The sequence below is a fragment of the Aurantiacibacter odishensis genome (assembly GCF_003605195.1).
GTDB classification, from domain to species: domain Bacteria; phylum Pseudomonadota; class Alphaproteobacteria; order Sphingomonadales; family Sphingomonadaceae; genus Alteraurantiacibacter; species Alteraurantiacibacter odishensis.
In genome coordinates this window covers 25,468-39,398 of sequence record NZ_QYOS01000022.1, presented here as the reverse complement: position 1 = coordinate 39,398, position 13,931 = coordinate 25,468, and the positions used below count along the sequence as shown (strand labels likewise).

12 protein-coding genes are annotated in these 13,931 nt (G+C 66.0%); all 12 read left to right on the top strand.

The features are described from left to right. The first annotated feature begins 12 nt into the window (after positions 1–12). The 12 genes from D4Q51_RS05910 to murB are packed head-to-tail and all read left to right on the top strand — an operon-like array spanning position 13 to position 13,927. Complete coding sequence (locus tag D4Q51_RS05910; protein ID WP_120076839.1) at positions 13–513, top strand: division/cell wall cluster transcriptional repressor MraZ; 501 nt, start codon at positions 13–15, stop codon at positions 511–513. Further along, positions 510–1,460 (top strand): 16S rRNA (cytosine(1402)-N(4))-methyltransferase RsmH, encoded by a 951-nt coding sequence (gene rsmH / locus D4Q51_RS05905; RefSeq protein ID WP_120076838.1) that lies wholly within the window; start codon positions 510–512, stop codon positions 1,458–1,460. Before D4Q51_RS05910 ends, rsmH begins: the two co-directional genes overlap by 4 nt. Next, positions 1,457–2,002 carry a hypothetical protein gene (locus D4Q51_RS05900; protein WP_120076837.1) on the top strand — a complete coding sequence of 182 codons (546 nt, stop codon included), beginning with the start codon at positions 1,457–1,459 and terminating at the stop codon, positions 2,000–2,002. Before rsmH ends, D4Q51_RS05900 begins: the two co-directional genes overlap by 4 nt. Further along, positions 1,999–3,762 carry a peptidoglycan D,D-transpeptidase FtsI family protein gene (locus D4Q51_RS05895; protein ID WP_120076836.1) on the top strand — a complete coding sequence of 588 codons (1,764 nt, stop codon included), beginning with the start codon at positions 1,999–2,001 and terminating at the stop codon, positions 3,760–3,762. The genes D4Q51_RS05900 and D4Q51_RS05895 overlap by 4 nt, the downstream gene beginning before the upstream one ends. Then, positions 3,762–5,237, top strand: coding sequence for a UDP-N-acetylmuramoyl-L-alanyl-D-glutamate--2,6-diaminopimelate ligase (locus D4Q51_RS05890; RefSeq protein WP_120076835.1), 1,476 nt, complete (start codon positions 3,762–3,764; stop codon positions 5,235–5,237). Before D4Q51_RS05895 ends, D4Q51_RS05890 begins: the two co-directional genes overlap by 1 nt. Beyond that, positions 5,234–6,691, top strand: coding sequence for a UDP-N-acetylmuramoyl-tripeptide--D-alanyl-D-alanine ligase (locus D4Q51_RS05885; RefSeq protein WP_240624583.1), 1,458 nt, complete (start codon positions 5,234–5,236; stop codon positions 6,689–6,691). Before D4Q51_RS05890 ends, D4Q51_RS05885 begins: the two co-directional genes overlap by 4 nt. An 11-nt stretch (positions 6,692–6,702) precedes the next feature. Continuing rightward, positions 6,703–7,776: a phospho-N-acetylmuramoyl-pentapeptide-transferase gene (gene mraY, locus D4Q51_RS05880; RefSeq protein ID WP_120076833.1), complete on the top strand. Its 1,074-nt coding sequence runs from the start codon at positions 6,703–6,705 to the stop codon at positions 7,774–7,776. Next, positions 7,773–9,134 (top strand): UDP-N-acetylmuramoyl-L-alanine--D-glutamate ligase, encoded by a 1,362-nt coding sequence (gene murD, locus D4Q51_RS05875; RefSeq protein ID WP_120076832.1) that lies wholly within the window; start codon positions 7,773–7,775, stop codon positions 9,132–9,134. Before mraY ends, murD begins: the two co-directional genes overlap by 4 nt. Next, positions 9,131–10,357: an FtsW/RodA/SpoVE family cell cycle protein gene (locus tag D4Q51_RS05870; protein WP_120076831.1), complete on the top strand. Its 1,227-nt coding sequence runs from the start codon at positions 9,131–9,133 to the stop codon at positions 10,355–10,357. The genes murD and D4Q51_RS05870 overlap by 4 nt, the downstream gene beginning before the upstream one ends. Further along, complete coding sequence (gene murG / locus D4Q51_RS05865; RefSeq protein ID WP_120076830.1) at positions 10,354–11,547, top strand: undecaprenyldiphospho-muramoylpentapeptide beta-N-acetylglucosaminyltransferase; 1,194 nt, start codon at positions 10,354–10,356, stop codon at positions 11,545–11,547. The genes D4Q51_RS05870 and murG overlap by 4 nt, the downstream gene beginning before the upstream one ends. Then, positions 11,544–12,965 carry a UDP-N-acetylmuramate--L-alanine ligase gene (murC, locus tag D4Q51_RS05860; protein ID WP_120076829.1) on the top strand — a complete coding sequence of 474 codons (1,422 nt, stop codon included), beginning with the start codon at positions 11,544–11,546 and terminating at the stop codon, positions 12,963–12,965. Before murG ends, murC begins: the two co-directional genes overlap by 4 nt. After that, complete coding sequence (murB, locus tag D4Q51_RS05855; RefSeq protein ID WP_420807528.1) at positions 12,962–13,927, top strand: UDP-N-acetylmuramate dehydrogenase; 966 nt, start codon at positions 12,962–12,964, stop codon at positions 13,925–13,927. The genes murC and murB overlap by 4 nt, the downstream gene beginning before the upstream one ends. Positions 13,928–13,931 lie beyond the last annotated feature (4 nt).

Sequence of the window (13,931 nt, the reverse complement as noted above, 5' to 3'; positions counted from 1 at the left end):
GGGACAGGCCAAGTGGCGCAGCGGCCGGCAGGATACAGGGGGCAGGGCTTTTCGCTTCGCGGCGAGAAAGATCGCTTCGTGCTGCCTCCGCTTTTCCGCAAGGTCTTCGCCGAACTGGGTGACGAGGGGGTGCTGTGCGTCGCCAAGCACCACAAGTATCCCTGCCTCAATGCCTTCGGCCCCAGCCGCACCGACAATTTCGAGGACATTCTCGACCAGGAGCTGGAGAACGCCGTCCGCCGGGATCAGGACTTCGACCGCGATCTGCGCGCCACGCAGATGTGGACCTTTACCGAAGTCCCCTTCGACAAGAGCGGCCGCTTCATCCTGCCCCAGCGTTTCTGCAAGGTGGGCGGCATCGGCGACAACATTTGCTTCCTTGGCGGTGGCCAGTTCATCACGATGTGGGACCTCGACCGGCTGGGACAGGAGCCCGGCTGGGAAGACCAGTACGAGCTGTGCCTTGCCGAAGCCGAGGATGCCCGTGCCAAGGCGGAGGGCCGGAAGAAGTGACCGCGCCCGCTCCCCACGTTCCCGTCCTGCTCGATGAAGTGATCGAGGCGCTGGACCCGCAGCCCGGCGATGTCATCATCGACGCGACCTTCGGTGCGGGCGGCTACACCCGTGCCATCCTGAAGCGCGGGGCGACCGTTCACGCCTTCGACCGCGATCCCGATGCCATCGAGGCGGGCAGCAAGTGGGAAGAAACCCGCGAAGAGCCGCCGCGCCTCGTGCTGCACCAGCGGCGTTTCTCCGAGATGGTGGAGGCAATGGCCGAAGTCGGCATCGAACGGGTCGACGGCATCGCCATGGATATCGGCGTCTCTTCGATGCAGCTCGACCAGGCCGAGCGCGGGTTCGCCTTTTCCAGCAACGGCCCGCTCGACATGACGATGAGCCAGACCCGCCCGAACGCCGCCGATTTCGTGAACGAGGCGGACGAGAAGGACATTGCCGACGTGCTCTACCAGTACGGCGAGGAGCGCCAGTCGCGCCGCGTCGCCCGCGCCATCGTCGCCGCCCGTCCGCTGACGACGACCGGCGAACTGGCCGCCGTCGTGCGCAAGGCGCTGGGCCACCGTCCGGGCGACAAGAAGGACCCTGCCACCCGTACGTTCCAGGCCATCCGCATTCACGTGAACGGGGAACTGGACGAACTGGAGCAGGGTCTCGCCGCTGCCGAGCAACTGCTGGGCGAGGGCGGGCGGCTGGCCGTCGTCAGCTTCCACAGCCTCGAAGACCGGATCGTGAAGAAGTTCCTGCGTGACGCTGCGAATGCGAACCCCCGCGGCTCACGCTACCTGCCCGAAGCGCACACCCCCGAACCCGCGCGCTTCGGGCACTTGTCCAAGGCGATCCGCCCCTCGCAGGCGGAAATCGACCGCAACCCGCGCGCGCGGTCTTCCACCCTGCGCGCCGCAATCCGTACCCAGGCACCTGCCCGAAAGGACGTCGCATGACTCCCCAACGCCGCATCCGCCGCATCGGCTGGCTCGCCGCGCTCGGCACCTGCATCGCGCTCTATGCGCTGCTGCACGTGAAGGTGAATGCCGTTCACGCCGACGTGGTGCGCGCCGAACGCCAGATCGTCCGGCTCGAAGAACAGAACATGCTGCTGGAAACCGAATTCCTTACCCGCTCCAGCCAGGTGCAACTGGCAGCCTGGAACCGGGTGGACTTTGGCTTCGAGGCGCCCAAGGCCGAACAGTTCATCGAAAGCCCGATGCAGCTTGCCAGCTTCGGCAGCCCGCGCACCGCCGATTCTCCTGCGCCGATCAGGCTGGCGGGCATGACTTCGGGCGAAGACATCGCCGAATTTCCGAAGCTCGTCTCTCCCCTGACCGGCAAGCCGGTGGACGAGCGCGTGCTGGCCGGTGACGAGCCGGGCGAGGGCCATCTTGCCGTGGCTCTCGCACCAGGGCCGCTACGCGTGCCGCTGTCGGCACCGGCACAGGCCGCGGGCTTCACCCGCGTCGCCATCGCGGGGAATGCCGCCCGGTGACCGCTTTTGCCGCCCCGCACACGATCATCACTGGCCAGGCGGGGCGCGTCGATCATCGCCGCCGCGCCTTGCTGGTTGCGCGCCTGCGCCTGCTGCTGATCGCGCTGGTCTTCGTGCTGGTGGCTGCTGCGGCGCTGGTGCGGATAACGTGGATCGGCACGGTGGAGCCTGCGCCCACCCACCGCTCCATGGCCGATGCGCTGCTGCCCCCGCGCGGCGAGATTACCGATCGCAACGGCGTGCCGCTGGCCCGCGCTTTCCCGGCCTACGCGCTGTGGTTCAACCCCGCCGCGATGACAGAGGGCGGCGACGGCGGCCCGCCGCTGGTGAAGTCGCCCGAGGAAGTGGCGCGCGAACTCAAGGCGATCTTCCCCGATCTCGACCTGCACGAAGTGACCGAGCAACTGCGTTCGGGCCGCGCGGGATACCTGCGCCGCCGGGTGCTGCCGGAAGATGCCAACCGCGTGATCGCCATCGGCGAGCTGGCGCTGGAACTGCCGCGCGAGACCGATCGCCACTATCCGCAAGGCTCGCTCGCCGCGCACGTGCTGGGCTACGTCGCTGCGGACGGCCATGGCCGGGTCGGCATGGAATCGGTGCTGGACGAGCAGCTGATGGACCCTGTGCGCCGGGCCGACTCGGTCGCGCTTTCCATCGACACCCGCGTGCAGGGCGCGCTGGAGGATGAACTTCGCAGCGGCATGAAGGCGGTAGATGCCGTGGGCGCAGCGGGCATTGTACTCGATGTCGACACCGGCGAAGTGCTGGCGCTGGCGTCCTTGCCGGAATTCGATCCCAATGATGTGCAATCGTCGGACGTTAAGGTGACGCAGGAGCAGTACGACCGCGGCATCACTGCACCCGCCTTCAACCGAGTGACCAACCAGGTTTACGAACTGGGCAGCACGTTCAAGCCGCTAACAGTGGCAGCAGCCATTGACAGCGGCTCGATCACGGACCTGTCCCGCCGGTATGGCGCGACGCCTTACGAGGTGCAGCGCCGCATGATCCGCGATTCGCACCCGCTGGGGGCCACGCTCAACACTCCGGAAATGCTGATCCATTCATCCAACATCGTCACCGGCCATATCGTCGACGAGATGGGGGCGGCCACGCTGCGGCAGTACATGGCAGACCTCGGCTTCAACGAGCGGCCCTATATCGAATTGCCCGCGCGCGGCTTCCCCATCTGGCAATCTGGCGAGTGGTCGCGCATTCGCGGCGTCACGGTGGGTTACGGACACGGTATCGCGGTGACCCCGCTACACCTTGCCTCTGCCTACGCGGCCATGGTGAACGGCGGCATCTGGCGCCCGGCCACCCTGCACAAGATAGAGCCCGGCCACGCCCCGCGCGGACGCCGGGTGTTCAAGGCCAGCACCAGCGCGCGGATGAACCAGCTTCTCCGCATGATCGCCGTCTATGGCACGGGCCGCAACGCCGATGCGCCGGGCTTCCGCGTAGGCGGCAAGACCGGGAGCGCGGAAAAGCCGGGTGCGGGCGGTTATCGCACGACCTCGCTGGTTTCGACTTTCGCCGCCGCTTTCCCCATGGACAACCCGCGCTACGTGGTGATCGCCATGCTGGATGAGCCAAAGGGCACTGTTGCCAGTTCCTTCCAGCGTACGGCCGCGTGGAACGCGGCCCCCATCGTGGGTCGCCTGGTGCCGCGCATCGGGCCGCAACTGGGCGTGCTGCCCGATGCCGACCGCGATATCGACCTTACCGACCTTCGCCCGCTTGTAGGGGATGTTGACTGATGCGCCTTTCCGAGATTGCCAGCCAGCTTGGCACAGACGCGGGCGAAGCGGGTGAGACCAACATCACCGGCTTTGCCATAGACCACCGCAAGGTTGCCCCTGGCAACGTGTTCGGCGCTTTCCGTGGCACGGCCGTCAACGGCGAGGACTTCATTCCCGCTGCCGTCGCCAGCGGCGCCGTGGCCGTAGTCGCCCGGCCCGAAGCCAGGGTGGAAGGCGCGCTGCACATTGCCGCCGAAGAGCCGCGCCAGGCCTTTGCCTGCGCAGCCTCGGCCTTCTTCCGCCCGACGCCTTCCACGGTGGTTGCGGTGACGGGCACCAACGGCAAGACAAGCTGCGTCGAGATGACCCGCCAGATCTGGCGCATGTGCGGAGAGCGCGCCGCCAGCATCGGCACGCTGGGCGTGACCACGCCGGACGAGAGCGTCTCCACCGGGCTGACCACGCCCGATATCGTCACCTTCCTCTCGAACATGACCGGCCTTGCGCGCGAGGGCGTGACGCATGTCGCCTACGAGGCGTCGAGCCATGGCCTCTCGCAATACCGCAACGAGGGGCTGCCGGTGCATGCCGGTGCGTTCACCAATCTCAGCCGTGACCACCTCGATTACCACAAGGACATGGAGGACTATTTCGCGGCTAAGATGCGGCTGTTCACCGAAGTGGTGGACGATGGCGGGACCGCCGTTGTCTGGGCGGACGACGAATGGTCGAGCCGCGTTATCGACGTAGCGAAGCAGCGTGGCCTGCGGGTATTTACGGTTGGCGAAAATGGTAAAGATATCAATCTTATCGCCCGCACGCCAAGCCCGTTGGGGCAGGAGCTGAAATTCGTTCACGCGGGCCGCGCCCATGCCATCCGCCTGCCGCTGATCGGCGCATACCAGGTGGCGAACGCGCTGGTTTCCGCTGGCCTTGCGCTGGCGACGGGCACCGACGCCACGCAGGTGTTCGATGCCGTCTCCCGCCTGCAACCCGTTCGCGGGCGGCTGGAGCGCGCGGTAATTTCTTCGCGCGGCGCGCCTGTTTATGTGGATTACGCCCATACCCCGGATGCCCTTGCCGCCGCGATTGCTGCATTGCGCCCGCACGTGAACGGTCGTCTCATCACAGTATTCGGCGCGGGCGGGGACCGTGACACCGGCAAGCGCGCTCCGATGGGCGAAGCCGCTGCGGCTGGCAGTGAGCTGGTGATCGTCACCGACGATAATCCGCGCGGCGAGGATGCGGCCAGCATTCGCGAGCAGGTGATGCAGGGTGCAGGTTCGGCGGCGCGCAATATCGGCGGACGGCGTGATGCCATCGCCGCCGCCATCGCAGAGGCCGGCAAGGACGACATCGTGCTGGTCGCGGGCAAGGGACACGAACAGGGACAGATCGTGGGATCGGGAGAAAACATGCGGGTACTGCCTTTCGACGACGTGACGGTTGCACGCGAATGCGCCGCCGAACTGGCCAAGGGCAGCGGACGGTGAGCGCGGTTCTCGCTCCGCTGCGCTGGCCGCGCGCCAAGGCGGATAACGCTCGTCTCGCCTTGTGGACGGCAGACGAGATCGCTGCCGCGACTGGCGGGACCGCTTATGGTGAATTTCAGGTTAGCGGCGTGGAAATGGACAGCCGCGACGTGCGCGGCGGTGACCTGTTCGTCGCGCTGAAGGGCGAAGCGATGGACGGCCACCGCTTCCTCGACGCCGCTTTCGCGAATGGCGCTGCTGCTGCACTGGTGGATCGCGAAGTCGATTACCCCCATGTGCGTGTGGCAGACACCACGAAGGCGCTGGAAGCACTGGCCGAGGCCGCGCGCAATCGCGCAGCCGCGAAGATCGTCGGCGTGACCGGCTCCGTCGGCAAGACCGGGGTGAAGGAAGCCATCTTCACCGCGCTGGAGCGCACAAGCCGAGGTGCCGCGCACCGCAGCGTGCGCAGTTACAACAACCACGTCGGCGTGCCGCTCAGCCTGTCGCGGATGCCGCCGCGCAGCCGTTTCGGTGTGTTCGAAATGGGCATGAACCACGCGGGCGAGATTTCGGGGCTGACCGCTCAGGTGCGCCCGCACGTTGCCGTCATTACCACGATCGCGCCCGCGCATATCGAGAACCTGGGGTCGATGGAGGGGATCGCCGCTGCCAAGGCGGAAATATTCGAAGGGCTGCAAAAGGGTGGCACGGCGGTGATCCCCGCCGACGTTGAACAGTTCGAACAGCTTCGCGACGCGGCGAAGGCGAAGGGCGTGAAGATCATCGCTTTCGGGCGTGGTGAAAACGCCGATCTGCGCCTGCTCGATGCCGTGCCCGATGGATCGGGCGGTTCGCTGGTAACGGCGGCGATGGGCGACATGCGCCTGTGCTTCACCGTGGCGGAACCGGGTGAACACTGGATCGACAACGCGCTGTGCGTGATGGCGGCGGTTCATGCCGCAGGGGGCGATCTCGGCTCGGCGGGCCTCGCACTGGCAGAGATGGGCGGCCTGAAAGGGCGCGGCGCGCGCGTGCGGGCCAAGGTGCCGGGCGGCCACGCGCTGCTTATCGACGAGAGCTATAACGCCAATCCCGCCTCAATGCGTGCAACGCTGGCGCAACTGGGCCAGACGCCCGCGACGCGCCGCATTGCCGTGCTGGGCAGCATGAAGGAACTCGGTGATTTCGCACCCGCTTTCCACGCCCAGCTGCTCGAACCGATCCTTGCCGCCAATATCGATCACGCGGTGTTGGTGGGCGACGAGATGCGCGCGCTGGCGCGGGAAATGGGGAAAGACGCTGCTACTGCGCTTGGCAAGGGCGTTACCTTTGCCCATTGCGATAACGCGGGTGAGGCGATTGCTGCCTTGCAGGAATTCGGACTGGCCGGCGGAGACGCTGTGCTGGTGAAGGGTTCCAACTCGGTAGGGCTGGCCCGCGTCGTGGACCATTTCACAGCCAGGGAAGGCTGACGCGCGCACCCATGTTCTATCTACTTGCCGAGATGCTGGATTTCGAGGGGATCTTCAACCTCGTCCGATATCAGACTTTCCGCGCCGGCGCCGCCATGATGACGGCCCTGCTTATCGGCCTGATCATCGGCCCCAAGTTCATCAACATGCTGCGCGTGCGGCAGGGCAAGGGCCAGCCGATCCGCGCCGACGGGCCTGAATCGCATCAGAAGAAGGTCGGCACTCCCACCATGGGTGGGCTGATGATCCTCACTGCACTGTCGATTTCGATGATCCTGTGGATGGACCTGTCGAACCCGTTCCTGTGGGCGTGTCTGGCGGTGACGCTGGGCTTCGGCGTGATCGGATTTCTCGACGACTACGACAAGGTTTCAAAAAGCAGCCACAAGGGCGTTCCCGGCAAGGTTCGCCTGCTGGGCGAATTCGTGGTTGCGGGCATCGCGACGTACATCATCGTGCAGGAAGTCGGCTCCACTGCGCTCTATCTGCCGTTCCTGTCGGACACGGGCCTTGAACTGGGGTGGTTCTTCTATCCCTTCGCCGCCACCGTGATCGTCGGCGCGGGCAACGCCGTGAACCTGACGGACGGGCTGGACGGGCTTGCCACCATGCCGGTGGTTATAGCGGCGGGCGCTTTCGCGCTCATTTGCTACCTCGTGGGGCGAGCCGACTTCTCCACCTATCTCGGCATCCCTCACGTGCTTTCGGCAGGCGAGCTGGCGATCATGTGCACAGCCATCATGGGGGCGGGCCTTGCCTTCCTCTGGTACAACGCTCCGCCTGCCGCCGTGTTCATGGGCGACACCGGCTCGCTGGCGCTGGGCGGCGCGCTAGGCGCGATTGCCGTTGCAAGCCATCACGAGATCGTGCTCGCCATCATCGGCGGGCTGTTCGTGCTCGAGGCCGTCAGCGTTATCGTTCAGGTTTTCTGGTTCAAGCGTACCGGCCGGCGGGTTTTCCGCATGGCTCCCATCCACCACCATTTCGAACAGCTCGGCTGGAGCGAGAGCAAGGTGGTGATCCGCTTCTGGATCATCGCCATCGTGCTCGCTGTCATCGGGCTCGCCACGTTGAAGCTCAGGTGATCACGGCCAAGGTCTTTTCCGGCAAGAACTACTGCGTGCTCGGGCTCGCGAGGTCCGGGATGGCCACGGTGGAAACGCTGCTGGCCAGCGGCGCCCGCGTAACTGCATGGGACAGGCGTGAGGAGCCGCGCGAGGCTCTGGCTGGCCGCTGCGAGATCGGCGATCCCCTGGAGATCGACCTGACCGGCTTCGATGGCATCGTGGTCTCGCCTGGCGTGCCGCTGAATACGCATCCGATTGCAGATCGTGCCCGTGCGGCAGGCGTGCCGATCATTGGCGATATCGAACTGTTCGCACTCGCCCGCGCAGAACTGCCCGCGCACAGCGTCGTCGGCATCACCGGCACCAATGGCAAGTCCACCACCACGGCATTGGTCCACCACCTGCTGGCGGAAGCGAGCGTTCCCACGCTGATGGGCGGTAATATCGGCCTGCCCGTGCTGGGCCGCGATCCCTTGCCCGAGGGCGGAGTCTATGTGTTCGAATTGTCGAGCTACCAGATCGATCTGACGCGCTCTCTCGCGTGCGAGGCGGCGGCGCTGATCAACATCACGCCCGATCACCTCGATCGCTACGATGATTTCGCCGCCTATGCTTTTGCCAAGGGGCGGCTGTTCACCATGCAGGGGGCAGGGCAGTTCGCCGTGTTCGGCTGCGCCGATGCGCCCACCAGCGCCATCCAGCAGGCCGAGGCCGCGCGCCGTCCCGATGGCCGCGCGGTGTGCGTCGATGCCTGGGCATGGGAGCCGTCACAGAAGGACTGGCCGAGCCTGCAGGGGCCGCACAACCTGCAGAACGCCGCCATCGCCGCCGCGCTGACGCAGCAGCTCGGCCTGACGCGCGAGCAGGTGCTGGCGGGCCTTGTCAGCTTTGCCGGCCTGCCGCACCGGATGGAGCGGATGGGCAGCGCTAACGGTGTGCTGTTCGTCAACGACTCCAAAGCCACCAATCCCGCATCCACCGCTCCTGCGCTGGCGGCCTATCCACCGGTGGACGGCAAGGCCCGCCTGCACTGGATCTGCGGTGGCCTCGCCAAGGAAGACAACCTCAACGACTGCGCCCCGCACTTCGGCAATGTTGCCGCCGCTTACACTATCGGAGAAGCCGGTCCGATGTTTGCCGATCTGCTGGAGCCGCACATGCGGGTCGAGCGGTGCGAACTGCTGGCCGAGGCCGTTTCGCGTAGCATTGCCGCCGCCAGCGAAGGCGACGTGATCCTGTTCAGCCCGGCCTGCGCCAGTTTCGACCAATTCCGCGATTACGAGGCGCGCGGCGATACCTTCCGCGAACTTGCCGCCAACATCGGTTGCGACGCGACGCCTGCCGAATGCGGGTTCGATTCAAGGTCTGCAGCATGAGCACGAGGCCCATCTACATCCCGCGCAGCGGCGGACAGGGCGAGAGGCACACGCCGCGCCTGCCGAAGGACCGCAAGCGCGAACTGCGTATCTGGTGGCGAGAGATCGACCGCTGGCTGCTAGCCTTCGTGCTGATCCTGATGGCCGTGGGCACGCTGGCCGTGGCCGCCGCGTCTCCTGCCAGCGCGCACCGCCTTTCCACCTCGGAAGTCGACCTGCCGGACCTGTACTTCTTCTGGGCACACGTGCGGTGGCAGGCGCTGGGCCTCGCGGTTCTCGTCACGACGTCGCTCCTGCCGCGCGAACTGCTGCGCCGGGGCACGATCATCATGGCTGCGGCAATGCTGTTCCTGCTGCTGCTGGTGCCTTTCATAGGCTACGAAGTGAACGGCGCAAAACGCTGGATCCGCTTCGGCATCGGGGTGCAGCCCAGCGAATTTCTGAAGCCTGCCTTTGCCGTCACTTTCGCATGGATACTCTCGTGGCAACTGCGCGATGCGAAGCTGCCGGTGATCGGCATTACGGGCGCGCTCGTCGGCGTGGTCGTGATCCTGCTGATGGCGCAGCCGAACCTTGGTGCGGCGATCCTGTTTACAGGCGCGTGGCTCGTCATGGTCATGCTGGCAGGACTGCCGCTGCAACGTATCGGGATGCTGATGGGAGGGGGGATTGCCGCGCTGCTGCTGGCCTATCTCACCTATGACAACGCCCGCAATCGCATCGACTCCTTCTTTGGCGGACCGACCGCCTACGATCATGTCGACCTTGCCAACCGCACGCTGACAGGCGGTGGCTGGACCGGCAGCGGTTTCTGGCTGGGCGAGAACAAGATGCGCCTGCCCGAAGCGCACACTGACTACATCTTCTCAGTGATCGGGGAGGAGATGGGACTGATCGTCTGTGCCATCGTGGTCATCCTCTACCTCGCCATCATCCTGCGCGTGCTGATCCGCCTGGTGGACGAAGACCGGCTCTTCATCATCCTTGCCGCCAGCGGCCTGATCGCGCTGTTCGGCGGGCAAGCGTTCATCAACATTCTCGTCAACCTGCAGCTTTTCCCCAGCAAGGGCATGACGCTGCCCTTGGTGAGTTACGGCGGATCGTCGACAATAGCCCAGTGTTTCACCATAGGGCTGCTGCTGGCGATAACGCGGCGCAATCCCTTCCTCGTGCGGGAACCTTTCGACATGCGTGACGCATTGGAGAAGGAGGACGACAGATGACCACTTCTTCACGCCATTTCGTGCTGGCCGCAGGCGGCACCGGCGGCCACCTGACGCCCGCATTCGCGCTCGCCCATGAACTGGAGCGGCGCGGCCACCACGTCGCCCTGATCACCGACGAGCGGGGCAGGGCCATTCCCGGTAAGCCCGATTTCCTGACGGCGCACGTGCTGCCCGCCGGGCGCTTCGGCAAGAACCCGCTGCGCTGGCCCGCCGCGATCAAGGCAGTGCTGCAAGGCCGCGCCATGTCGCAGCGGCTTTACGAGACGTTCCAGCCCACTGCCGTGATCGGCTTCGGCGGTTATCCCGCGCTGCCCGCGCTGCTGGGCGCGCAAGGGTCGAACATCCCCACGGTGATCCACGAACAGAACGCCGTGCTGGGTCGGGTGAACCGTCTGCTGGCGGGCCGCGTCGATGCCATCGCGCTGGCCTATCCCGATGTGGACCGGCTGAAGCCGAAATACGAGGGCAAGACGCACCTCGTCGGCAACCCGGTCCGCCCGGAAGTGCTGACCTTGCGGGATGAGGAATACCCGGCCTTCACCGAGGACGGCCTTTTCCGCGTACTCGTGACCGGCGGGAGCCAGGGTGCACGCGTGCTTTCCGAAGTGGTGCCGGACGGGCTTTCGATGTTGCCGCCTGCCCTTCGCAATCGCCTGCAGGTTACGCAGCAGTGTCGCCCCGAGGATATCGACGCCGTTCGCGAACGCTACGCCAACCACGAGATACCTGCGGAACTGGGCACCTATTTCGAGGATATGTCCGCCCGGCTGGCCGACGCGCACCTTTTCATTGGCCGCGCGGGCGCATCCACGATTGCCGAGCTGACGGCGGTCGGCCGCCCGGCGATCCTTGTGCCGCTGCCCATCGCAACGGACGATCACCAGGCCGCTAACACGCGTGAAATTGTGAAGGCAGGCGGGGCGCGCTCGATCCGTCAGGCGGGCTTCACGGCCAAGGAACTGGCGAAACAGATCGCCGCGATGGCCCAGCGGCCGGAAACGCTCGCCAACGCCGCCCATGCCGCTTGGAACTGCGGCAGGCCCGATGCCGCCAGCGACCTTGCCGACCTTGTCGAAAGCTTCGGCGGGGCGGACATGATGGACGTGATCCGCGTGGGCGAAAACAACGCGCGCGGTGCTTCGCAGGAAGCTGCGGCCAACGGCGCAGCGCGGGACAAGGCTCGATGAAGGGCGTCGGCACCGATATCGGCACGATCCACTTCGTCGGCATCGGCGGGATCGGCATGTCCGGCATTGCCGAGGTCATGGCGAACCTCGGTTATACCGTGCAGGGATCCGACATTGCCGAGAGCGCGCGGGTGCAGGCCTTGCGCGAAGGCGGCATCCAGGTTGCCATCGGACACGATGCAGCGAACATCGGCGATGCTGCTGTGGTGGTGATCTCCACCGCTGTGAAGCGGACCAATCCCGAAGTCGTCGCCGCGCTGGAAAAGCGCATCCCCGTGGTGCGCCGCGCGGAAATGCTGGCCGAACTCATGCGGCTTAAGAAGACAGTCGCGGTCGCCGGCACGCACGGCAAGACGACCACCACCAGCATGGTTGCCACCTTGCTGGATGCAGGCGGCGTCGATCCCACGGTGATCAACGGCGGCATCATCGAAAGCTACGGTTCCAACGCGCGGCTGGGCGACAGCGAGTGGATGGTGGTGGAAGCCGACGAGAGCGACGGCAGTTTCCTGCGCCTCGACGGGACGATCGCGGTCGTCACCAATATCGATCCCGAGCATCTCGATCACTACGGCAGCTTCGACGCGGTGAAGGATGCCTTCGTCCAGTTCATCGAGAACGTGCCCTTCTACGGCGCGGCGGTGCTGTGCCTCGACCATGACGAGGTGCGCAACGTGATCGCCAAGGTGCGCGACAGGCGCGTGATCACCTACGGCTTTTCGCCCCATGCCGACGTGCGGGCCGAGAATGTCCAGCCGGTAGGCGGGTCCACCCGTTTCGATGCCGTGCAGACGGACCGCGACGGTAACGAGACGCGTATCGACGGGATCGAACTGCCCATGCCGGGCCGTCACAATGTGCAGAATGCCTGCGCGGCGATTGCCGTGGCGCTGGAAATGGGCTGTTCGGCCGATGCCATCCGCGAGGGGTTCTCCCGCTTCGGCGGCGTGCGGCGGCGGTTCAGCCATGTCGGCACGATCGCGCCCGATGTGCGGGTGATCGACGACTATGCCCACCATCCCGTTGAAATTCGCGCCGTGTTGTCCGCTGCGCGCGACGCGGCGAGCGGGCGGGTGGTCGCGGTGATGCAGCCGCATCGCTATACCCGGCTGCGAGACTTGCTGGAGGATTTCCAGGGAGCGTTCGGCGATGCCGACCTCGTTTACGCCGCGCCGGTCTACGCCGCCGGGGAAGACCCGATTGCCGGAGTGGACGAGCATACGCTGGTCGAAGGGCTGAAAGCGCGCGGCCACCGTCACGCAACGGCGGTGGAGGGCTACGACGACCTGACGCACCAACTGGCAGCCGATCTGCAGGAAGGCGATCTGCTGGTCTGCCTCGGCGCTGGCGACATCACCAAGTGGGCCGCCGCGCTGCAAGCGGATGTAACACGAATTCGCGCCGCGGAGGGCGCATGACGAACATGATCCAACCCGGCGAACAGATGCGCTGTGCCGAAGCCCCTGGTGCCGACGAGGCGCCCGGTCCGAACGGTGTGGTGCCCACCCGCGTAAAAGGCGATCTGAAGCGCAACGCCCCGCTGGCCAAGTTGGTGTGGTTCAAGAGCGGCGGAACGGCGGACTGGCTTTTCGAACCCGCCGACCTCGACGACCTGGTGAATTTCCTTGGCCAGCTGGAGCAGGAGACGCCGGTGATGGCATTGGGCCTCGGCTCCAACCTCATCATCCGCGATGGCGGCGTGCCGGGCGTGGTCGTGCGGCTGGGCAAGCCCTTTGCCAGCGTCGAGGTAAAGCGCGACTGCGTGGTGGAATGCGGCGGCGGTGCGCCGGGTATCCTCGTCGCGTCTTCTGCGCGCGATGCCGGCATTGCGGGCCTCGAATTCCTGCGCGGCATTCCCGGCACCGTGGGCGGCTTCGTGCGCATGAACGGCGGGGCCTACGGGCGCGAGGTGGCCGATATCCTGGTCGATTGCGACGTGGTGTTGCCGGGCGGCGAACTCGTGACGTTGCCGGCGGCGGACCTCGAATACTCCTACCGCCATTCCCGCCTTCCTGACGGGGCTATCGTGGTCGCCGCGCGGTTCAAGGGCGAGCCGGGTGATCCCGAGCAGATCGGCGCAGAGATGGACCGAATCGCCGAGGAGCGTGAGAATTCGCAGCCGTTACGCACCAAGACGGGCGGCTCCACCTTCAAGAACCCCGCAGGCACCAGCGCCTGGAAACTGGTGGACGAAGCGGGTTGCCGCGGCCTCACCATGGGCGGCGCGCAGGTGAGCGAGAAGCACACCAATTTCCTCATCAACACCGGCGAGGCCACCAGCACCGATATCGAGGGGCTGGGCGAGGAAGTTCGCCGCCGCGTGGCGGAAAAGACCGGCGTGACGCTGGAATGGGAAATCAAGCGGGTGGGGCGGCCCTGACACC

Bases quoted from the DNA above. Each gene is read 5' to 3' on its own strand.
- murC (WP_120076829.1), top strand. From the start codon at position 11,544: ATGAAGGGCGTCGGCACCGATATCGGCACGATCCACTTCGTCGGCATC.
- murB (WP_420807528.1), top strand. From the start codon at position 12,962: ATGACGAACATGATCCAACCCGGCGAACAGATGCGCTGTGCCGAAGCC.
- D4Q51_RS05900 (WP_120076837.1), top strand. From the start codon at position 1,457: ATGACTCCCCAACGCCGCATCCGCCGCATCGGCTGGCTCGCCGCGCTC.
- D4Q51_RS05890 (WP_120076835.1), top strand. From the start codon at position 3,762: ATGCGCCTTTCCGAGATTGCCAGCCAGCTTGGCACAGACGCGGGCGAA.
- mraY (WP_120076833.1), top strand. From the start codon at position 6,703: ATGTTCTATCTACTTGCCGAGATGCTGGATTTCGAGGGGATCTTCAAC.
- D4Q51_RS05870 (WP_120076831.1), top strand. From the start codon at position 9,131: ATGAGCACGAGGCCCATCTACATCCCGCGCAGCGGCGGACAGGGCGAG.
- murG (WP_120076830.1), top strand. From the start codon at position 10,354: ATGACCACTTCTTCACGCCATTTCGTGCTGGCCGCAGGCGGCACCGGC.